Origin of the sequence: Pseudomonas sp. FSL W7-0098 (assembly GCF_005930585.1) — a bacterium.
Taxonomy (GTDB): domain Bacteria; phylum Pseudomonadota; class Gammaproteobacteria; order Pseudomonadales; family Pseudomonadaceae; genus Aquipseudomonas; species Aquipseudomonas bubulae.
In genome coordinates this window covers 402,246-423,981 of the sequence record NZ_RXHW01000001.1, presented here as the reverse complement: position 1 = coordinate 423,981, position 21,736 = coordinate 402,246, and the positions used below count along the sequence as shown (strand labels likewise).

Here is a 21,736-nt window from a genome sequence, read left to right as displayed (position 1 = left end):
CAGTGGGTGATCCACGGCGCGTGCAGAAAATTAGCATTGCCATACCTGGCTTCTCGGCCAGCTGAAAGCACTGAAAAGCTTGGGAATTGTCGCTGAATGACAAGCGTTCGTGTGTTCCGGACGCAGGCCTTTTATGCAAGAGGGTGAAGGCAGGAGGCTACATGCCCCCTGCAATGCAGCATGATCAGAAGTTGATCGAGGCACTCAACCTTGCCGTCAGCGGCGCCCCCTGGAAGACATAGTGATCGCCCATGTATTCGCCCACATCGCGCCAGTAGCGCTTGTCGAACAGGTTATCGACGGTCAGGCGAAAAACGGTGTCGTAACCTTCGATACGGGTGCTGTAGCGGCTGCCGATATTGAAGATGGCGTACGCGTCGGCCTGTACCGTACCCACCTGGCTGGCGTATTTTTTGCCGCTGTACTGCACGCCGCCCAGCAGGGCCAGGCCGTCGATCCAGGGCAGGGCGTAGTCGCCGTAGAGGCTGGCGCGCAGGGTGGGTACGTTGATGGTCTGGTGGCCTTCATATTCGGGCGTGCCGCTGCCGCTGACCCGGGAGCGGATCGCCGCGACGCTGGCCGCAATCTGCAGGCGCTCGGTGGCCCGACCGTTGGCCGCCAGCTCAATGCCGGTGTTTTTCTGCTGGCCCTGTTGGACGTAAGTGAACTCGCCATTTTCGGGGCGAGCATACTGGTACGCCTGGCGGATCTGGAACAGTGTGGCGCTCAGGCTCATGCGCTGCCAGTCGTATTTGATCCCGGCCTCTATTTGGCGCGATACGGTGGGCGGCAGGATGTCAAAGGCATTGCTGGCAAACCACGGCGCTGTGCCACCCAGGGACAGGCCCTTGCTGTAGCGCGTATACAACGTCATGTTTTGCACCGGTTTGTAGATCAGCGCGGCCTGGGGCAGGAATTCATAGCGTTGGGTGTGGCGGGTGGTGTCGCCCTGATCGTCGAAGGTCTTTTCATCCAGACGCACTTCGCGCCCGCCGATCATGGTCTGCCATTGCTCGTTGAAGCTGATCAGGTCATTGAAAAACACCCCGTACTGGCGGCTGTCCAGGCGGCGATGGCTGTCGTTGAGGGCGCCGTTGTAGCGCTCGAGGTTTTCAGGCTCGCTGTCGATATTGCCACTGCCGAGCCAATGGTTGATGGCTTCACGATTATTCACCACGCGCCGGAATGCACTGCTGCCCACGGTCAGCTCATGACCGATTGCGCCGGTATGGAAGCGACCGCTGAGGGCTGCCTGTACCTCATCATTGCGCCGGGTATCGTCAGGGCTGCGGAAGTCATAGATGTCATAGCCGCCCTCGGGGGTGAAGTAGTTGCCGACATTGGGTGTAACGCAGCCGACAGTACAACCGCCCCAGGCAAACGAGCTGTAGTCGTCGATCACCACCTTGCTGCGTGAGGCGCTCAGGCTGCCTTTCCAGCTGTCGTTGAAGCGGTATTCGAAGTTGCCGTTGATATTCAGTGAATCAATGGTCACAGGTTTCGAGCCGCTCTGGTGCGCCAGCAGCTTTTTCGGCGAGGCGTGATGCGGCAGTTCGCTGCCGCCGAGCAACTGATAGCCCGGCACCGAGCGCTGCTCCTTGTTCTGATACTCCACGTCCAGTTGCAGCAGGGCATCGGGGTTGATGTTCCAGTCGAACGCCACAGAGGCGAAGTCACGCTGGCCGTTGGCGTGATCGACATAAGAGTGAATATCTTCATGGGCAACGTTGGCACGCAGGCCGAACTGCTGTTCGCTGCCGAACCAGCCCCCCACATCGGTGGCGATGTAACCGCTGCCGCGATCGTCGGTAGACACCGTTACAGAGCGCACATCGGCTGCCCGCTTGGTCACATAGTTGACCGCGCCTCCGGGCTCGGAAACGCCGCTTTGCAAGCCTGAAAGCCCCTTGAGCAGCTCTACCTGCTGCTTGTTTTCCAGCCCGACATTTTGCTCGCCGGTGATGGTGCGACCATTGATCTTGTAGCTGCTGGCCGAGTTCAGCGAAAAGCCGCGCACTACAAAATTCTCGTAGTAGCCGACGGGCGCGTAGCTTTCGCCGACCGATGCGTCGTTTTTCAGCACATCGCTGAGCAGGCGGGCTTGCTGGTCTTCAATCAGGGCATCGGTAAACACCGCAATGGCGGCCGGCGTATCGAGCAAGGGCGCCGCGTCGAAACCACCGACCCAGGCGTTGTCGGCCTGATAATCGCCGTTGCCCGTGGCCGTCACCGACGTCGCCGGCAGTTCGGTCCCGGCTGCATGTGCCGCAGGCATGGCGCTGCCCAGCAGCAGGCCGAGGCTAAGCAAACTGAGAGAGAATCGCGGGGCGGACTCTCCCTGGCTGAAAGTCCGGTAAAGCATGTTCATGCACAGCTCCTGAACGGTGGGCAGGCTTGAGACCCGAGCCTGTTTCTCAAGCGCGCCATCATACAGTCGCAAGCCGGGTTGCGCTTGGCGCTTCGCCATCAGGGAGCCTGCCATGACGGCCTATCAGGGCCTGGCCCGACGGGTTTTTTGCGCAGCCGTTACAGCCTGTGGCTCAAGGCAATCCTTGATTTAGACGTGTTGCATGGGTTATAGCTAAAAAGGTCAGTCGTAGTATTACAGGAAATTAAAACGCCCTTATGGATGGAATCACACGTATCAATCGCCAGTTGGGCTCACACTTCGCATCCCTGATTGCAAGCTGTGGGCCTCACGTCAAATGCTGCATCAGTGCAGTCACAGGGTTTATTTCCCGCTTTCTCGCAAACTTCGCTATCCCCCACCTGAGACCCTGCTTCTCGGGCAGCTGCGCCAACTGGCGCCATTGTTACGTCCCTCCGCCTGATTATTTCTGACCGCCAGCCGTTCCGGTGCACTCACGCCCCGCTGTCAATGGTGCGTTCTGCTGCCCGGGATTTGTATTTGAAACCACGTTTTTGATCCAAAGCGTTTCCGCGGGCAGCCAATAATTGCTCGCGCTACAAGGAGCTGTGTTGATGATTTATTTTCAGGGTAAAAGAATTTTCAGTGCCATCTTCGATATGGACGGCACCATGTTCGACACCGAGCGCTTGCGCTTCAAAACGCTCAAGCAGGCCGCCGAGGAGATTTACGGCACGCCACTGAGTGAAGAAACACTGATCGGCTCATTAGGCCTGAGTGCCAAAAAAGCTGAGGCCCTGGCCAGGGCCAACCACGGCGAAGACTTCCCCTATGCCCAGGTTCGCCAGCGTGCCGACGAGCTGGAGCTGGCCCATGTGCGTGACCACGGCGTGCCGATCAAGGATGGCCTGCTGGAAGTGCTGGAGCGCTTGCGCAAATACGGCCTGACCATGGCGGTGGCTACGTCGAGCCGTCGCGCCATCGCCGAGGAATACCTGATCAATGCCAATGTGCTGAAGTATTTCGACGTTACCGTGTGCGGTGATGAGGTGACCCAGGGCAAGCCCCACCCGGAGATTTTCCTCAAGGCGGCTAGCGCGCTCAATTGTCTGCCAGAGCATTGCCTTATGCTGGAGGACTCGCAAAACGGTCTGTTGTCGGCCATTCGTGCCGACGGCCAGCCGATCCTGATTGAGGATATCAAGCCGCCAGCGCCTGAAGTCGCGGACTGCGCCCTCAAGGCCTACACCAGCATGCACGGTTTTTTGGGTGACTTGAACGAGTGCATGCCCGATCTCGGTCCTCCCGCGCTGACCGACAGTTTCCCGCCCACCCTCAATCAGTTCAGTGCCGGTATTCATGGTTTTGGCGCAATGGGCGGCGGTTACCTGACGCAGATTTTCTCGCACTGGGACGGCTACACCCGACCCTGCGAGATCATCGCCGCCACCCGCTCACGCATGCTGCGCGAGACCATCCAGGCGTTTGGCCGCTTCAGTGTGCGCTACAGCGCCACGTCCTTCGATCAGACCATCGATAACCTGCGCATGATCGATATGGACGACGCCGAAGCAGTGATCCGCATGTATGACGTGGCGGAAATCATCGGCCTGAGCCTGCCTGAAACGGCAATTCGCAAGCAGGCCGGGGTGATTGCCCGGGGCCTGGTGCGCCGCTACGAGCGCCGGGGGCGTGAGCTGACCATTTTGATTGTGCTGAACAAGGTCGGCGGTGCGGACTTTGTGCGTCGCCATGTGCAGGCGCAACTGGAGTTGCTGGTGTCTGCCGAGCTGTGCCGCAAGATTCTGGACAACACCCACTTTGTAGAAACGGTGGTCAGCCGCATCGTCTCAAAGTTGTCCAACGAAGCGCTGGTGCGCCAGTTGCGGATCAAGTCGAAGATGTTCCAGAACAGCCTCGATGACGAGCCTGACGCACCTCGCGCCGCACCGCGCACTCCGGTGCCCGAGTACGAGCGCCTGATCAGCCGCTTTCGACCTTTTACCCAGTCCAGCAACGCCTTGAGCCAATTGCATCTGATCCTGTTCAACAGCGAGCCGGACATGCCCCTGTACGCCCAGCGCTGCAGCAATCTGCTTGAGCGCTTGCGCCAGGTGAAGACGGTCGACGACATCACCCAGCCACAAGTCATCAAGAACCTGCTGTGGAATGGCCCGCACGCGATCATTGCCTGGTATGCGAGCCTGCTGGGGTACTCCTGGCTGGGGCAGGGCATGGGCGACCCGCGCGTCAGTGAGCTGGCGCAGCGCTTGATCGGTGAGGCAGTCGGCCCGGCACTGGTGGCCGAAAACCCGCAGATGGAAGATGCCGTGGCAGCATTTTCAGCCACCTTTCTGGAGCGCTGCAATACCTCCTTCAAGGACCCCTGTGCCCGTGTCGGACGTGATCCACTACGCAAACTGCAACGTAACGAACGGATTTTTCGCAGTATCGATCTGGCCAGAAAGCACGGGATTGACAGCAGTGCCCTGCAGTTCGGCGCGGCGCTGGCGTTGCACTATGCGCTGCGCAGCACTGACAGCAAGGATCTGGAGTGCCAGCAGATGCGTAGTCTGTATCAGGACAATGGCAGCATCGAGGCGGTCCTGACGTTTACCGGCAGCTATAACGGCCAGCCGTATCCGGGGTTGGACCCGGTCACGGATGCGGCGTTGATTGAGGCAATTGCCGGGTATTTTCATGGCCCGCTCTGTGCTGAATTCGTCATGCCCACGGCCTGAACCGATCAAGCCGTGAGCCTGAGGATGGTCCAGTCTGAAAGGTCTGTTCAAGGAGCTGACCATGAAACGACTGACCCTGGCCCAGGCTTACGAGCTTGCCGAATCGATCCTGTTGCATAACGGTTTCAACCAGGCCCATGCCCGCGCGGTGAGCGCCACGGTGCTGGCCGGGGAGCGCGATGGTTGCGCGTCCCACGGTCTGTACCGGGTATTGGGCTGTGTCAATTCACTGCGCGCGGGCAAGGTCTCGGCCGATGCCGCGCCGCGGGTGATCGACCAGGCGCCGTCGATAGTGCTGGTGGATGCAGCCGGCGGGTTTTCCCAGTTGGCGTTCCAGGCGGGTTTGCCGCTGTTACAGGAAAAAACCCGGGCCAACGGCATTGCAGCCTTGGCGATCAATCGTTGTGTGCATTTTTCCGCACTCTGGGTGGAAATCGAGCAGTTGACCGCGGCGGGGCTGGTAGCGCTGGCCTGTAACCCGAGCCATGCCTGGGTGGCCCCGGCGGGGGGCTGCCAGCCGGTGTTCGGTACCAACCCCATTGCCTTTGGCTGGCCACGGGCGGGGCGTGACCCGTTTGTCTTTGACTTTGCCACCAGTGCCATTGCCCGTGGCGATATCGAACTTCATCGCCGGGCCGGCAAGGCTATTCCTGAGGGCTGGGGTGTTGATGCGCACGGGCAACCCAGCACCGATGCCAATGTGGTGCTCGACAGCGGCGCGATGCTGACCTTTGGCGGGCATAAAGGCTCGGCACTGGCGGCAATGGTGGAGTTGATTGCCGGGCCCCTGATTGGCGATTTGACCAGCGCCGAGTCCCTGGCTTACGACGCGGGGAGCAAGTCATCGCCTTATCATGGCGAGTTGATTATCGCGTTTGATCCGCAGCGCTTTCTGGGTGCGGCAACCGAAGAGCATCTGGCCCGGGCCGAGGGTTTGTTTGCCGGGATCGAAGGGCAGGGCGCGCGCTTGCCGTCGCAACGCCGGTATGAGGCGCGGGCGCGCAGCGAGGCGGAGGGGGTGCAAATTCCGTTAGCCTTGTTCAATGACCTGCAGGCGCTGCTGAAGGGATAGATTTGCCGGGGTGGCGCTTGTTGTGGGAGCGGGCAAGCCCGCTCCCACAAGGGGGGAGGCGGCAACAGAGTATCTACAGTAAGCCGTTGATCAAAGACCGACATCAGGTAAGTGCGGGCGGTTTGCCAGAGCCTTGGCCATGATTCGTTCGACAAATTCACGATCTTCCCGTGGCAGGGCCAGGCGCGGGGGACGGGTCAAGGCGCTGCCGCGACCGGCAATGGCTTCGCACAGCTTGATGCACTGCACCAGGTCGGCACGGGCGTCCAGATGCAGGATCGGCATCAACCATTCATAGATCGGCATGGCTTCGGCGAAACGTCCGGCCCTGGCCAGGCGGAAGATGGTTTCGCCTTCCCTGGGGAACACATTGGACATGCCCGAAACCCAGCCTTCGGCACCCACGGCAAGGCTCTCCAGCACCACGTCGTCGAGGCCGGCAAACAGCACGAAACGGTCGCCTACTTCATTGCGGATATCGATAAAGCGGCGGGTGTCGCCCGAGGAGTCCTTGAAGCACACCACGTTGTCGCAATCGGCCAGAGAAATCAGGATGTCGGGGGTGACATCGTTTTTGTAGATGGGCGGGTTGTTATAGACCATCAGTGGCACGTCGGCGTGCTTGGCTACATAGCGGTAGTGTTCGGCGGTTTCGAAAGGCTTGGAACCGTAGACCAGCGCGGGCATCAGCATCACCCCATCGACGCCGACCTTGCGCACGGCATTGGCCACCTTGGCGGCTTGCACGCTGGTGAACTCGGCCACGCCGCAGATGACCGGCACCCGGCCGCCGGAGGCTGCCACAGCGACTTCGGTCACGGCGATTTTTTCTTCGGCGGTCAGGGAGGTGTTTTCCCCCACCGAGCCACAGACCACCAGGCCCGACACGCCGTCACGGATGACGTTGGAAATCACCTGGTGGGTCTTGTCCAGGTTGATGCTGAAGTCATCGTTGAATTGAGTGGTCACCGCAGGGAAGACGCCACTCCAGTTGATGCGCTTGCTCATGTTTGTTGCCTCCGGTCGCTAAAATAGTATTTCGTATACGTTTAGTCACGGTTTTATGTAGATACTCTGTTGCAGGTCAAGCCCTATTGTGGGAGCGAGCCTGCTCGCGAACGACCTTCGCGAGCAGGCTCGCTCCCACAGTTGCAGTGTTCCTGTAGATGACGAACGCAGCCTCGCTGCGCTCGTCAGCTGCTACGGGTATTGCGTAAATGCTCTGGTCAGTTGGCACCCGGCCAGGTATCGGACAGGCGATAGCCCTGTGGCCATGGGTCGCTCGGGTCGAGCAGGTGTTGATGGGTACCGGTAATCCACGCCCGTCCGGAGATGCACGGGTAGATCGCGACGCGGCCGGCCACTTCGGTCATGGAGTCGATGCGGCAATGAAATTCAGAGCCGATGATCGAACGGCCGATAAAGCGCTCGCCCACCTTGAGCAGCCCCTTGGCCTGCAACACCGCCATGCGCGCCGAGCAACCGGTGCCGCAGGGCGAGCGGTCGATCTTGCCCGGGCGGATCACGACCGCGTTGGCGCCGCTGGCAATACCGTTCTCATACACCACAGGCGCAGCGATCTGGCAAAACGAGATATGCGACCAGTCCGGGTTCAACGGGTGGGTGAAGCCCAGTTGCTCGTTGGCGGCGTGAGTGATTTTCAAACCCGTCTCAACGATGTCCCTGGCTTCATCCGGGCTGATGGCAAAGCCCAGTTCCTTGGCATCGGCGAGTACGAAGCTGTCGCCGCCATAGGCGGTGTCGACCTTGAGCGAGCCCAGGCCCTCGACTTCGATCCAGGCATCCAGGCGGTCGGCGAAGGAGGGCACGTTTTTGATCTCGACCCGTTGTACCTTGCCGTCTCGACAGTCGGCTACGGCCTCGATCAGGCCACCGGGAGCTTCGAGCACCAGTCGGGTTTGCGGTTCGGTCATGGGCAGGATGCCGCTATCGAGCAAGACTGTGGACACGCAGATCGAGTTGGAACCCGACATGGGCGGAGTGTCGGCCGGTTCCATAATGATCCAGGCCATTTGCGCCCGTGGATCCTTGGCCGGCACCAGCAGGTTGACGTGCCGGAACACCCCGCCGCGAGGCTCGTTGAGCACAAAATTGCGCAGGGTCTCGTCCCGGGCGATCCAGCGCGACTGCTCCCATACGGTAGCGCCGGGCGGCGGCGCCACACCGCCGACGATCACGTCACCGACCTCGCCCTCGGCGTGACAGCTGACCACATGAATGACTTTCGATGAACGCATGTTCTGCTCCTATTTGACCGACTTGAGGAAGGCCGCGGTTTCCGCGTGCACAGGGTTGCCGATGACTTGATCGGGGGTACCGATTTCGTGCACCAGGCCATTGCGAAAGAACGCCACGCGGTCGGATACATCCCGCGCAAAGCGGATTTCGTGGGTGACCAGCACCATGGTCATGCCGTCTTCGGCGAGCATGCGCATGGTGTCGAGCACCTCGCCCACCAATTGCGGGTCGAGGGCCGAGGTGGCTTCGTCGAACAACATGTAGTCCGGTGACATGGCCAGGGCGCGGGCAATGGCCATGCGCTGTTGCTGGCCGCCGGAAAGCTTGCCGGGGAAGGCCTTGAGCTTGTCGCCCAGGCCCACATGGGTCAGTTGCTGCACCGCCAGGGCCTCGGCTTCGGCCTTGCTTTTGCCCAGCACCTTGCGCGGCGCCAGCATCACGTTTTCCAGCACGGTGAGGTGTGGAAAGGCGTTCCATTGCTGGAACACGATGCCGATTTTCTGGCGCAGATGGTTAAGGTTGGTGGCGCGGTCGTGGACTGCAATGCCGTCGACGCGGATATGGCCTTTCTGGATCGGTTCCAGGCCGTTGATGCACATCAGCAGGGTCGACTTGCCGGAGCCGGAGCCGCCGATAATCGAGACCACCTCACCCTTGTTCACGGTCAAGCTGACGCCCTTGACCACTTCGAGGTCGCCGAAGGATTTGTAGACGTTGTCGATCTCAATCATTTTCTTGCCACCTTTTTTCCAGGCGAGCACCAAGGCGCGCAACCACCAGGCTCATGACGTAATAGATAAGGCCCGCGATGCACAGCACCAGCATCGGTTCCTGGATGCGGGTGACGATGGTTTGCGAGGCGCGCAGCAGTTCGACGATGCCGATCCACATCACCAGTGCGGTATCTTTCATCACGCTGAGCACCAGGTTGAGCCAACCGGGGAAGGCCACGCGCATGGCAATGGGCAACACGATGTAGCGCAGGTCCTGCAGGTAGCTCAGGCCCAGCGAACGGCTGGCCCGGCGCACGGTAAACGGCACTGCCAGCACGCCGCTGCGCACGATCTCGGTGAAGTACGCGGCTGCGTAGACCCCCAGCACGATGCAGCCGACGCTGAAAGCGCTGATGTTCAGGCCGACGATGCTCTTGAGCGAGTTGAACAGCACGAACTGAATGAGCAAAGGCACGCTGCGAAACACATCCAGCACCCAGGCCAGCGGCAGGCTGGCCCGTGGCAGCAAGGCACGCATCAGGCCGAACAGCAGGCCGGCAACGGTGCCGAGCAAAATCGCCCAGCTGGTCAGTTGCAGGGTGACCCATGCCCCCTGCAGCAAAAACAGAAAATCGTTCCAGGTAAAGCTGGTGGAAAACATGGGCAGTCCTCAGTAACGGAACAGTCGCCAGGCCATGAGCCGGGCTGCTGCAACGATCGCCTTGGCAATCAGGTAATACAGCACCGCGGCAATGGCGAAGTATTCAAAGGTGCGGAACGTTTTGACGTTGTAGTCCTGGGTCACACCGGTGAGGTCGTTGTTCAGGCCCACGATCACCCCCAGCGAGGTCATCAGCAGCGCCCAGACCATCTGGTTGGTCAGCGGGTAAAACACGATGCGCAGCAGCTGCGGTACGACGATCATGCGGTAGGTCTGGAAGGCGCTCATACCCAGCGAGCGAGCTGCGCGTACCTGGGTTTCGGGTACGGCCTTGAGCCCGCCGCGAAAGTTCTCGGCCAGGTAACCTGCGTTGTTGAAGGTGATCCCGGCCAGCAGGGCGACCCATGAACTGACATGCAGGCCCAGGGAGCCGAGCCCGAAGTACAGGACATAAATCTGGAACAACGAGGGCGTGTTACGGGCAATGGACACCCAGGCATTACCGGCGCCGCGCAGCAGCGGGTTTTTGCTTTCGCGCATCACCGTCAGGGCCAGGGCGATCAGTACACCGAAGATCATCGACAGGGCAGCGGTCTCGAAGGTCACCAGGGCGCCTGCGAGCATGTCTGGCAAGGCGCGCAGGGCAGAGCGCCATTGGAAGGTATAGTCAAACATGGGGTGCGTTCTCCAGTGAGGCAGCGGCTTGCAGCCACTGCGGCAAGCGCCCGCTGGCCGTGGCGCTGCACGCCGCATCCACACACTCGGCAAGGCTGGCGAAGTGAACCTTGCGGCCCACCAGGCCGGGGGCGTAATGGGCGTATTTGCCCGAGTTGGTCATCAGGTTTCTGGCGGCTGGCGGGATCACCGGTTCACCGAGCATGCACCAGCAGGTATCGCTGACAATCACGGCACCAAAGGCTTCGATTACGGCGATATACCCGGCGACGCGGGCCTGCTCCAGCACGGTGCGACCACAGGTGATCGCCAGTACCACGTCGGGATGACGGTGGCGGCCCTGGCACAGGCTTGCCAAACGGGCGAACTCGCTGAGGGAAAAGTGCGGGTTGCCCAATGACACCACATCCACCCTGGCATCGCGGGCGCTGTTGAGCTCCTGCCAACTGAGCCGCAATTCCTCCAGGCTGAGTTTGAACACCGGCAGCGGCCCATCGATCACCCGTGTCGGGTCGAGAGCTTCGGGGGTAACCCCGGCGATATGAAACAGCGCAGCGGCGCTGGTGGTGGCGAAGGCCGCACCGAATGCCTTGAGATCGTCCAGGTTCGGATGCTGCTGCTGGAGCCCGGAAACCAGCGGGATCCGGCTGCCGGCCAGGGCACCGATGTGGTAGCCGAGCAGCGGGTAGAAAGAGTCGTCAAGGTTGGACAGGGGCGGCACTTCTATGTGCAAACGGGCCTTGCGCTGATCTTCCAGATGACAGCCAATCAGCGGTGCCCGGCCGGTGAGGGCGATACAGATATCCAGATAGTCGGGGTACTTGAGGGTGCGTGCGCCGAGCACGCTGTTGGCGTAAACCACCGCGTTGGATTCGGCCCAGACAATCTGCTCGCCGGCCTTGGGCGCACTGTCGAGCAGATAAGGCGCGCAGGTGAAACTCAATTGTGCGCCCATGGCCATATAAGCATCGCCCAGCGCTCTGGCGGGTACACCGAGCGCCGGGTCGATACCCAGTTCGCGCCAACGGCGCTGATCCACGGAAATCGAATTGAGGGTGGTGGGTACCCGCACCTTGGCACCCCATGCCACCAGTTGTTGCGCAAAGCGCAAACTCGCCGGCCCGGTATAGATGCAGCCGTCGATATGGGCCTGGGTGATGTCCACCAGATATTTGGCGCCCTGGATATGCGCCATGCGCAAAACGATCTGCATGGCCACCTGAGCGGCCTTGCCTTGGCTGCCGTCGAGCAGTGCACGGTCGTGTGCGGTCAGCTCGATCGAGCTGTGTGCATCTTCGGTTGGCCTGTCGTTGCGTGGTGCCGGAGTATCGTCAGGCGTTGAATCGTAAAGGCTCAAACCGGTGCCATCGACCCTGGCGAACGCTTTGCCGCGCAATTGGCCAAAGGCTTCCTTGCCGATGCACAGCACCGGCAGGGAACGTTGGAACAGGGTCTGTGCCACCAGCACGCCAAGGGTCAGGATCTCGTCGGCCTCGGCCAGCACCAGCGCAGCAGGAGCATGGCCATTGCTGATCAGTTCCATCAGCACACTGCTGCCGGTACAGGAGCCGCGCCCGCTGGGGATTGCCAGCACACGGCCGGCCAGGCATTCGCCGCTGAGCGGGTGATGGCGGTCGATCACCTCGCCGCTGAACGGATCGACGCCGCCCCAGAAACTCAGGCCGACCTCGGCGTACAGCAGCGGGGCGGATGCACAACCATCAACCAGGCTGCGGCCTTCAAGAGAACTTATCCCGGACATGCTGGATACCTCAGTAATAAACGTGAGGTACGGTCAGATCAGCCGGTGGAATCTCGGTCCCGACCCATTTGGTCCACAGCTCCTTGTAGCGTCCGGTGCGTACTTGCTGGTTGACGAACAGGTTCAGGTAGTTGAGCAGGCCGTACTCGTTGCGCTTGGCGCCCAGGGACACGTAATCGACCACATAAGGCGCGTTACCGGCGACCTTGAGGTTTTTGTACTTGCCTGATTTAAGGGTAGCCGCAGCCACGGTGTTGGTGACCACGGTGGCCTCGATATGGCCCTGGGCAACGGCCAGCAGGGTGTCGTTCTGCGACTGATAGGCGCGGAATGAACCGCTGCCCCAGTTTTTCACGTCTTTTTCCAGGGCGATGGCTTCATAGGTGCCGCTGGTGTTGCCCAGGGCCTTGCCCTTGAGATCTTCAAAGCTGTTGATACCGGTGTTGTGGAGGGTCAGCACCACCATCTGGAAGGCAAAGTAAGGAATGCTCAGGCCAACGGTCTTGGCCCGTTCCAGGGTGTCGGAAGTGGAGGCCACAATGACATCGGCGCGCCCGGAGACCAACGCCGGAATCCGGTCAGGGAAGGGGGTTTCAACGATTTCGGCATCGACACCGAGCACTTTTGCCAGATCGTTGCAGTAGTCCACATCAAAGCCGACGGGCTTGTTGGCCTCGTCACGGGAGCCCATGGGCGGGAAGTCCAGGGTGACGGCGCAGCGCAACTTGCCCGAACCGATAATATCGTCGAGCTTGTCGGCCTGCGCCGTGGCAATAAAGGAGGTACTGAGAACAGCGCTGAGAGCTACGGCAAGTACGGGGTTTTTCATGGAAGCCTCGGAGTCGTTGAAGGGCTGTTGATTAACGGTCTTTGGATTTCGTATACGATATTTGTTTTGCAAGGCGTGTGCCGATTTTTGCCGCAGGCCGCAATAAGTGAGCGAGCGCGGTATTTGCAGGCTTGCGTGATGGCACTCTGGTACTGGAGGGGTTGAGCGGTAGCAGGGGGGTGTTACAGAAGGGAGCATTACTGTGGGAAATGCCCCACAAAGGAACACTTGCTGGCTTTTTGGCGGTATTGGCTACTTTTTGCCCTGCGGGCAGTATGGGCTAGGTACTTTTTTTGGGAGTGTGAAGCCTGTGCCTATCGATGATGACTGCTGGGTGTACTACATCAATACAGACCTGATGCTCACGGCTCCGGTGAATCTGGCGCCCTTGGCACAAGCCATGGCGCCTGGAGATCTGCCCGAGGAATCAATCAGTTGCCTGCATGACAGTCAGGCTGACGGCGACCTCTATCGTTCTGTTTTCGAAGCCTTTGGCCCGCAAGGCAGTTACCCCACCCCTGATGAAAGCATCAGGGCCTTGCTCGATGCCATTGAGCAATTGCCGCAAGCACTGCAGCCGTTATGGCACGCCTGTACAAAAAAGACCCTGGATATTGGCTACAACAGCGGAGTTACACCACGTTCCGTCAGCCACCCGATCCCGATCGATACGTTGCTGCGCATGCAGTCATTGGGGATCGACCTGTGTATTACGGTGTACTCGGTGGGGGAGTGAAGAACACGAAATCTTGTAGCCGCTGAGGAGCGCAGCGAGGCTGCGATCGATTGCGAAGCGGTCGTAAACCCTGAGCCCCGGATGTACTTGGCCCAACGCATTAACCGATTTTACGACTGCTGTGTCGCAGTGGCGCACCAAACCGATCGCAGCCTCGCTGCGCTCCTCAGCGACTACAAGCTAAAGCGTTGCGTACAGGCTCAATGGCTTTGCGGCAAATGCTCGAACAGGGTTTTGCACACGCCGGCAATATGCTCATCCAGCAACTTGACGGCCAGCTCAACATCGCCAGCGCGGCAGGCGTCAAGGATCTCCCGGTGTTCGTGATCGGCACGGTGTTTACCTGCCGACAAACTCATTTGCATACGCAGGTAGCGTTCCAGTTTGTCATTGACTGAGCGGATCAGGCTGATCATGAACGGTCGCTGCGCCGGCTCGTACAGGCAGGCGTGCAATTCCCAGTTAAGCTCGGCCCAGCGGCCCACGTCATCTTCCCCGACAAACTCCTGGCATATGCTTTCGGCACGGGCAAAGGTGTCTGCGGTCATGTTGGGAATGGCCAGGCGCAGCAGTTTGTCTTCAAGGAGCATGCGCACTTCGAACATCTGCGCCAGTTCGGCCTCGGAAATGCGCGTGACCATGGCGCCGCGGTTGCGCTGGAACATCACCAGCCCTTCAGCTTCAAGTCGCTTGAGGGCTTCGCGCACGGGGATTTTGCTGACATTGAACTGGCGGGCGATATCATCCTGGCGAATCGGTTCATCTTCAGCGAAATGCCCGGCGACAATCGCATCGCGCAAATGCAGGGTGATGATTTCCGATGTGGAAGGCGAATTGCCGAGGTCGGGTGCATTGAGTTTTGGATGGGCCACGGTGGTCATCATTCGCTTGTAAAAGATATATGGTATACGAAACTTAGCGGGTAAGCCTTGTGCCAGTCGCCCTGCGGCCTGTTACCTGGCACGGGTCAGCCTGCAAATGCCAGCACATTACAGGCTAGCCTGAGCCCGACTGAAGGCCGGCGACGTAGTCGGGTTAATCCTTAACCTGCTTGATGTCCTTGCGCAGGGGTTCCCCTGCAAGGTGTCAAAAAAACACCTGATCAGGCACCGGGTCATCGCGACCTGATATGAGCTTCCAGCCCCTGTCCATTGCTGCTTTCCTGAGCCATGAGCTTGACAGCGAAGCTGTAGGCATCCGTAATAGGAGAAAATGTTAACGTTAACTTAAATAAGAACAAGAGGGACACCCATGCAACGGACGGTCAAGCGTGATTACTGGCTTATCAGCGGTTTGCTGTTTTTTTTCTTTTTTTCATGGTCTTCCAGTTACTCGCTTTTTTCCATCTGGTTGCATCAGGTCATCGGCCTCAATGGCGCGCAGACCGGCTATGTATTTGCCGCGAATGCAATCGCAGCACTGCTGATCCAGCCGTTCTACGGGGCATTGCAGGACAAGCTCGGCCTGTCCCGCAAGCTGCTGGTATGGATTGGCCTGCTGCTGTGCGCCGCCGCACCCTTCGCGATTTATGTCTATAGCCACTTGCTGGCTCAGAACGTAGTGCTCGGCGCAGTGGTGGGGGCGGTTTTCCTGGCCTTTGCCATGCTGGCCGGGGTTGGCGTGATCGAAAGTTATACCGAACGGTTGTCACGGCACGTGGGTTTCGAGTTCGGCACCAGCAGGATGTGGGGTTCCCTGGGCTGGGCTGCGGCCACCTGCATTGTGGGTGTGGTGTTCAACATCAACCCCAATATTGCCTTCTACATGAGCAGTGCTGCCGGCGTGGCGTTTTTGCTCATTCTGTTTCGACTGGACCTGAGCCGGTTCAACCAACCCGGCTGCGCCAGCGGCGCAAGTGGCGCTGCCCCCGTATCTGTCGGTGATCTATGGCAATTGCTCAAGTTGCCGCGGTTCTGGGCCTTCAGTGTCTATCTGACCGGGGTGTGCGGAATTTACATGATCTACGAGCAGCAGTTTCCGGTGTATTTCTCGTCGTTTTTTGCGACCCCGGAACAGGGCATTCAGGCCTATGGTTACCTGAACTCATCCCAGGTCCTGCTGGAGGCCGGCTTGCTCCTGGTTGCCCCTTGGGTGGTTGGCCGTACCGGTGCGAAATACGGGCTGATCCTGGCGGGCAGCATCATGTTTTTTCGCATTCTGGGTTCCGGCCTGGCTACAGAAACCTGGGCCATCGCCGTGTTCAAGATGCTGCATGCGGTTGAGGTGCCGATCCTGCTGGTCTCGGTGTTCAAATATATCGCGTTCAATTTCGACCCGCGCCTGTCTGCCTCGATCTATCTGGTGGGCTTTCACTTCGCCCAGCAACTCACCGCCATGCTGCTGTCGCCCTTGGTTGGCTACGGTTATGACCAATACGGATTTGCCGATGTGTACCTGGCCATGTCCGCTCTGGCTGGCGCCTGCCTGCTGCTGTCCTGGACCCTGCTGCGCAACGATCCACGGCAACCACCGGGCAAAAACGCTGTTGCCGAAGCGCTGGCATTACCCGCCATCACTCAATCAGTTACCCGTTATGAACCCTGACAAGGACCACCCCATGCACGCTGCACGGCTGGACATGGCCCATCGCGCCATTGAACAAACACTGCCCGAACGCGGCAACGACTATCGCCTCGCCTATCACCTGGCCCCGGCAGCCGGGTGGATGAACGACCCTAACGGCCTGGTGTTCTTTCGCGGCCAATACCACATGTTTTATCAGCATCATCCTTTTTCTGCACAATGGGGCCCCATGCACTGGGGGCACGCCAGCAGCGACGACCTGGTGCATTGGCAGCATTTGCCCATCGCCCTGGCACCGGGTGACAGTTATGACCGTGATGGCTGCTTCTCAGGCTCGGCAGTGGTACTCGATGACACCCTGTACCTGATCTATACCGGTCACATCTGGTTGCAAGAGCCGGGTGATGACCAGCACATCCGTCAGGTCCAGTGCCTGGCCAGCAGCACCGATGGCATTACCTTTATCAAGCACGGGCCGGTCATCGACACACCGCCTGACCCGGCCATCATGCATGTTCGTGACCCAAAGGTGTGGCAGCGCCACGGGGCCTGGTGGATGGCGCTGGGGGCACGCCTTGGGGATGACCCGCAGTTGCTGCTCTATCGTTCAGATGACCTGTTGCACTGGGACTTTCTGGGCTGTGCGCTGCAGGGGCAACGTGAACTTGATGGGTATATGTGGGAGTGCCCGGATATTTTCGAGCTGGAGGGGCGCGATGTGTTGCTGTACTCGCCCCAGGGCTTGAAGCCCTGCGGATATGACAATTGGAACCTGTATCAGAACAGCTACCGCATGGGGCAACTGGACGACAAGGGTGTGTTCAAACCCGGTGGGCCGCTCCATGAACTCGATCATGGCCACGATTTCTATGCTGCCCAGACCTTGCTCGCACCAGATGGCCGGCGCTTGTTATGGGCCTGGATGGACATGTGGGAAAGCCCGATGCCCAGCCAGGCCGAGCACTGGTGCGGGGCGCTGACATTACCCCGTGAAGTCAGTCGCGACGGTGATCGACTGCTGATGCGTCCGGCCCGCGAGCTGATTGCATTGAGGCAGGCGGGGCAGGTGCTGCAGATAGGTGCGCTGAAGTCTGCCAATCAGTTGCTGGATACCTGGGGGGCGCTGCTGGAGATTGAACTTGAGCTGGATATTGCCGCCAGCAGCGCTGAACATTTTGGTCTGGCATTGCGCTGCAGTGATGACCAGCAGGAGTGTACCTTGCTGTATTTTGATGCCATGGCCCGGCGCCTGGTGCTCGACAGGCAACATTCCGGCACCGGGGTGAGCGGAGTTCGCAGTGTACCGATCGCGGCAGGGCAGACACGCATTGCCCTGCGAATTTATCTCGATCGTTCATCCATCGAAGTGTTCGTCGACGATGGCGCCTGGAATCTGAGCAGCCGAATTTACCCAAAGACTGACAGCCTTGCGCTGCGGGCTTATGCCGTCAATGGCACAGGCCATTTTGGCGAGGCCCTGGTGTGGGGGCTGGCGGATCTGAAGCTATGAAGTCAGGCCTTTTGGCGCAGGGCGCGCCGTCCTTGCTCATGCTGTTCTGACGCTATCAGGCATGACATCATGCCCGGTCAGACACGTATGGCGCGTACCCATGGCTTCAGTAAAAGATGTTGCACGGCTGGCGGGGGTTTCCCTGATGACCGTTTCCAGGGCCCTCAACACCCCGGGAAAGTTGAATCAGGAGACCCTGGCCAAAGTGCTGCAGGCCGTCGAGACCCTGGGTTATGTGCCCAGTCTTTCTGCGCGCAAGACCCGCGGCGGCCACTCCAGTGGCAAGACCATTGGCATCTTTGCCCTGGATACGGCCACCACTCCTTTTGCCGTTGAAATGCTGCTCTCGATGGAGCGTACGTCCCGCGAGCATGGCTGGAACGTGTTTATCCTCAACGTGTTTGAAGCCCCGCCCTGCCAGAAGGCCATCGAGTTGATGCTCTCCCATCAACCGGACGGCATCATCTTCAGCGCCATGCAGCTTCGCCGGGTGGAAATTCCGCAGGTACTGCGCAGCATACCGCTGGTTCTGGGCAATTGCGTCAGCACCGAAACCGGCATTGCTTGCTATATATCAGACGATGAAGACGGGCAGTATCAGGCGGTACGCCAAGCGCTGCGACAGGGCTACCGCCGTCCGCTCTGCATAAACCTGCCGCAAAGCAGTATGGCCTGGGGGTTGCGCCAACGCGGACTGGCCCGCGCTCTGGACGAGGCCGGGATCAGTGCCGCGCAACTGCCTCAGTTCGACCTGCCCGACGATGACGGCTATCAGCACACCCTTGTGGTGCTGGAGCAACAGCTGCTAGCGGGTAATGGAACTCCGCCCTTTGACCTGCTGATTTGCGGCAACGACCGGATTGCCCTGGTGGCGTATCAGTATCTGCTCAGTCGCGGCTTGCGTATTCCGCACGATGTGGCGGTACTGGGGTTTGACAATATGGTGGGGGTTGCCGAGCTGTTTTACCCACCCTTGAGCACCGTGCAGTTGCCGTATTACGAAATGGGTCGCCGCGCGGCACTGCATCTGATCGAAGGCCGGGACGACTGCGCCATCCACAAGATTGCCTGCCCGCTGGTTGAGCGCGACTCCTGCTGACCCGTTCGGGGGGTAAATCCAGGCATGGAATCTGGTAAGGCCAATTCATTAAAAAAATAATTGGTCTTGCCAATATTTTTTCCTCCGTGTAGTTTTCGAGCCGCACCCATTGTGGTCTCGCCAATACCCGGTAGCCCTTGCGCTATCGACGGAGAATAAAAAATGCTGACTGTGATCTGTAACGAACCCCGCTTGCTCACCACCCTCGAAAGCCCTATTCCCGAGCGTCGCCCCGGTGAAACCCTGATCAGGATCAAACGCGTGGGTGTGTGCGGTACCGACTTGCACATTTTTACCGGTAACCAGCCGTATCTGGAGTACCCGCGGGTGATGGGCCACGAATTTTCCGGCATCGTCGAGGCCAGCGAAGAGGGCAGCGCCCTGGTGCCGGGCGATGTGGTCTACGTGATGCCTTACATTTCGTGTGGTACGTGCATCGCCTGTCGGCAGGGCAAGACCAACTGCTGCTCGCGCATCCAGGTGCTGGGTGTGCACTGTGACGGTGCCTTTACCGAGTACCTGAGTGTCGCCCATCAGTTCATCCACAAGGCCGTCGGGGTGACCCTGGACCAGGCCGCAATGATCGAATTCCTGTCCATTGGCGCCCATGCGGTGCGCCGTTCGAACCTTCAGGCCGGGCAACGCACGCTGGTAGTCGGTACCGGTCCGATCGGCATGGCCGCGGCGATTTTTGCCGGCTTGCGCGGAGCGCAGGTCACGGTGCTGGATACCCGTGACGACCGTCTGGATTTTTGCCGCAAACATCTGAATATTCACGCCGCGGTGAAGATTGGCGACGGCGATAAAGATGCGCTCGCCGACCTTACCGATGGCGATTTTTATGATGTGGTTTTCGATGCTACCGGCAACGCCCGGGCCATGGAGCGTGGCTTTGAATTTATCGCCCACGGTGGCACCTACGTGATGATCTCGGTGGTGCGTGACACGATCACCTTCTCCGATCCCGAGTTCCACAAGCGCGAAGCCACCCTGATGGGCAGCCGCAATGCCACCGTCGAAGATTTCCGCTATGTGGAGCAATGCCTGCGCGACGGCCTGATCCCCGATCAGGCGCTCAACACCCACCGTATTCCCCTCAACGAAGTGGCCAGCCGTTTCTCCACGCTGCTGGATCCGCAGCAGGGCGTGGTCAAGGCCATTATCGAGTGCTAGCAGCGCACCCTAACCGTTGAGGAACCAGCATGAAAATGAGCAACCCTGGATTACTTGTACTGACTGGCGGTGATGATGTGGCGGTGGCGCGCGGCGACATTGCCAAGGGTCAGCAACTGTTTGCCGATGGCCTGAGCGTGACTGCGCTGGCCGATATCCCTGCGGGGCACAAAATCGCCCTGCGTGCCGTTGCCCAAGGGCAGTTGGTGCGCAAATACGGGCAGTCCATCGGCCAGGCGAGTGCAGCCCTGCACCCTGGTGATCATGTTCACGTGCACAACCTGCAGATGCCGCAGACCAGCTCGAACCACACGCTGGCCAACGTGTACCAACCTACCGTCCAGGATGGCGGCGGTGCCCGCTTTGCCGGGTATGTCCGTGCAGACGGGCGTGTCGGTACGCGCAACTACATCGGGGTGATTTCCAGCGTCAACTGCTCGGCAACCGTGTGCAAACAGATTGCCGCGGCATTTGATGCGGGCTACCTGCGCGACTATCCCAATGTGGACGGCGTAGTGGCAATCACCCATGACAGCGGCTGCGGTATGGGCGCCAAGGGCGAGGGCATCGAGATTCTCAAGCGCACCCTGCGTGGCTATGCCGATCATGTCAATTTCGCCGGTGTACTGGTGATCGGCCTGGGCTGTGAAGTCAATCAACTGGCCCCGCTCATGGAACAATTGGCCGAGCGCAACGCGGTGCTCAAAGCAGGCCTGGTGATCCAGGACGCCGGCGGTACCCGCGAAACCGTGCAACGCGGCAAAGAGCTGGTCAACGCCATGCTCGATCAGGTCAACCGCCAGCAACGCAGCAGCGTGTCGGCCAGCCACCTCACCGTAGGCCTGCAATGCGGTGGCTCGGACGGTTATTCGGGGATTACCGCCAACCCGGCGCTGGGTGCGGCGGTCGACCTGTTGGTGCGCCACGGCGGTACCGCCATTCTCTCCGAAACACCGGAGATCTATGGGGCAGAGCATCTGCTGACGGCCCGCGCAGCGTCAGCGCAGATTGCCGACAAACTGATGGGCCGTATCCACTGGTGGGAGGCCTATGTACGCCAGCATGACGGCGACATGAACAACAACCCTTCACCGGGCAACAAGGCCGGAGGCATAACCACCATCCTCGAGAAGTCCCTGGGTGCAGTGGCCAAGGCGGGGTCTACCGGCTTGATGGCGGTCTATGAATATGGCGAGACAGTCCAGCATAAAGGTCTGGTGTTTATGGACACGCCCGGCTATGACCCGGTGTCTGCCACTGGCCAGGTGGCGGGTGGTGCGAATCTGATCTGCTTTACCACTGGTCGTGGTTCTACCTATGGCTGTAAACCGACGCCATCGCTGAAAGTTGCCACTAATACCCGCCTGTTTGAGCGCATGGCGCTGGACATGGATTTCAATGCCGGAACGATTGTCGATGGCGAGGAATCGGTGATCGAGGCGGGCGCACGCCTGTTCGCACTGATGCTCACAACCGCGTCAGGCGGCAAAACCTGCAGCGAGGAAAACGGCCTTGGCGACAACGAATTTGTGCCCTGGCAAATTGGCGCGGTGATGTAACACCCACACGTCCAAGGGCTGGCTCCAAGCTTTGTGCAGCGCACCCGGGCCTGTGT

17 protein-coding genes are annotated in these 21,736 nt (G+C 59.9%); 8 read left to right on the top strand and 9 right to left on the bottom strand.

Annotated elements, in window-relative coordinates:
* Nucleotides 1-184: 184 nt before the first annotated feature.
* Entirely contained in the window at nt 185-2,368 is a 2,184-nt protein-coding gene (locus FHL07_RS01935) for a TonB-dependent siderophore receptor (RefSeq protein ID WP_138738017.1), read from the bottom strand.
* A gap of 614 nt (nt 2,369-2,982) precedes the next feature.
* Here FHL07_RS01935 and mtlD point away from each other — a divergent pair.
* Nucleotides 2,983-5,109 (top strand): bifunctional mannitol-1-phosphate dehydrogenase/phosphatase, encoded by a 2,127-nt coding sequence (gene mtlD, locus FHL07_RS01930; RefSeq protein WP_095000335.1) that lies wholly within the window; start codon nt 2,983-2,985, stop codon nt 5,107-5,109.
* Nucleotides 5,110-5,170: 61 nt separating this feature from the next.
* Complete coding sequence (locus tag FHL07_RS01925; protein WP_138738016.1) at nt 5,171-6,181, top strand: Ldh family oxidoreductase; 1,011 nt, start codon at nt 5,171-5,173, stop codon at nt 6,179-6,181.
* Between the two features lie 90 nt (nt 6,182-6,271).
* Here the strand turns inward: FHL07_RS01925 and FHL07_RS01920 are convergent, their stop codons facing one another.
* From FHL07_RS01920 to FHL07_RS01890, 7 genes are all read right to left on the bottom strand, one after another.
* Nucleotides 6,272-7,189, bottom strand: a complete 918-nt coding sequence (locus tag FHL07_RS01920; RefSeq protein WP_095000333.1) for a dihydrodipicolinate synthase family protein — start codon at nt 7,187-7,189, stop codon at nt 6,272-6,274.
* 218 nt (nt 7,190-7,407) lie between these two features.
* Complete coding sequence (locus FHL07_RS01915; RefSeq protein ID WP_095000332.1) at nt 7,408-8,439, bottom strand: trans-3-hydroxy-L-proline dehydratase; 1,032 nt, start codon at nt 8,437-8,439, stop codon at nt 7,408-7,410.
* Nucleotides 8,440-8,448: 9 nt separating this feature from the next.
* A complete protein-coding gene (locus FHL07_RS01910) occupies nt 8,449-9,171 on the bottom strand; it encodes an amino acid ABC transporter ATP-binding protein (RefSeq protein ID WP_095017989.1) in 723 nt (240 codons plus the stop codon).
* Nucleotides 9,164-9,814 (bottom strand): amino acid ABC transporter permease, encoded by a 651-nt coding sequence (locus FHL07_RS01905; RefSeq protein ID WP_095000330.1) that lies wholly within the window; start codon nt 9,812-9,814, stop codon nt 9,164-9,166. The genes FHL07_RS01910 and FHL07_RS01905 overlap by 8 nt, the downstream gene beginning before the upstream one ends.
* 9 nt (nt 9,815-9,823) lie before the next feature.
* Nucleotides 9,824-10,489 carry an amino acid ABC transporter permease gene (locus FHL07_RS01900; RefSeq protein WP_138738015.1) on the bottom strand — a complete coding sequence of 222 codons (666 nt, stop codon included), beginning with the start codon at nt 10,487-10,489 and terminating at the stop codon, nt 9,824-9,826.
* Nucleotides 10,482-12,251, bottom strand: coding sequence for a cis-3-hydroxy-L-proline dehydratase (lhpI, locus tag FHL07_RS01895; RefSeq protein WP_138738014.1), 1,770 nt, complete (start codon nt 12,249-12,251; stop codon nt 10,482-10,484). Before lhpI ends, FHL07_RS01900 begins: the two co-directional genes overlap by 8 nt.
* 10 nt (nt 12,252-12,261) lie before the next feature.
* Nucleotides 12,262-13,080 carry an ABC transporter substrate-binding protein gene (locus FHL07_RS01890; protein ID WP_138738013.1) on the bottom strand — a complete coding sequence of 273 codons (819 nt, stop codon included), beginning with the start codon at nt 13,078-13,080 and terminating at the stop codon, nt 12,262-12,264.
* 310 nt (nt 13,081-13,390) lie between these two features.
* Between FHL07_RS01890 and FHL07_RS01885 the strand changes: the two genes are divergently transcribed.
* Nucleotides 13,391-13,816, top strand: coding sequence for a hypothetical protein (locus FHL07_RS01885; protein ID WP_178084362.1), 426 nt, complete (start codon nt 13,391-13,393; stop codon nt 13,814-13,816).
* A gap of 200 nt (nt 13,817-14,016) precedes the next feature.
* Here the strand turns inward: FHL07_RS01885 and FHL07_RS01880 are convergent, their stop codons facing one another.
* Complete coding sequence (locus FHL07_RS01880) at nt 14,017-14,697, bottom strand: GntR family transcriptional regulator (protein ID WP_138738012.1); 681 nt, start codon at nt 14,695-14,697, stop codon at nt 14,017-14,019.
* Between the two features lie 370 nt (nt 14,698-15,067).
* Between FHL07_RS01880 and FHL07_RS01875 the strand changes: the two genes are divergently transcribed.
* From FHL07_RS01875 to FHL07_RS01855, 5 genes are all read left to right on the top strand, one after another.
* Nucleotides 15,068-16,360, top strand: coding sequence for an MFS transporter (locus FHL07_RS01875; protein WP_095019982.1), 1,293 nt, complete (start codon nt 15,068-15,070; stop codon nt 16,358-16,360).
* 13 nt (nt 16,361-16,373) lie between these two features.
* The gene (locus FHL07_RS01870; RefSeq protein WP_095031601.1) at nt 16,374-17,849 is read left to right on the top strand and encodes a glycoside hydrolase family 32 protein; all 1,476 of its coding nucleotides are present in this window, start codon (nt 16,374-16,376) and stop codon (nt 17,847-17,849) included.
* A gap of 100 nt (nt 17,850-17,949) precedes the next feature.
* Nucleotides 17,950-18,948: a LacI family DNA-binding transcriptional regulator gene (locus tag FHL07_RS01865; RefSeq protein ID WP_095019980.1), complete on the top strand. Its 999-nt coding sequence runs from the start codon at nt 17,950-17,952 to the stop codon at nt 18,946-18,948.
* 162 nt (nt 18,949-19,110) lie between these two features.
* The gene (locus FHL07_RS01860; protein WP_095000323.1) at nt 19,111-20,121 is read left to right on the top strand and encodes a zinc-binding alcohol dehydrogenase family protein; all 1,011 of its coding nucleotides are present in this window, start codon (nt 19,111-19,113) and stop codon (nt 20,119-20,121) included.
* 29 nt (nt 20,122-20,150) lie between these two features.
* Nucleotides 20,151-21,680 (top strand): UxaA family hydrolase, encoded by a 1,530-nt coding sequence (locus FHL07_RS01855; RefSeq protein ID WP_138738011.1) that lies wholly within the window; start codon nt 20,151-20,153, stop codon nt 21,678-21,680.
* Nucleotides 21,681-21,736: the final 56 nt, after the last annotated feature.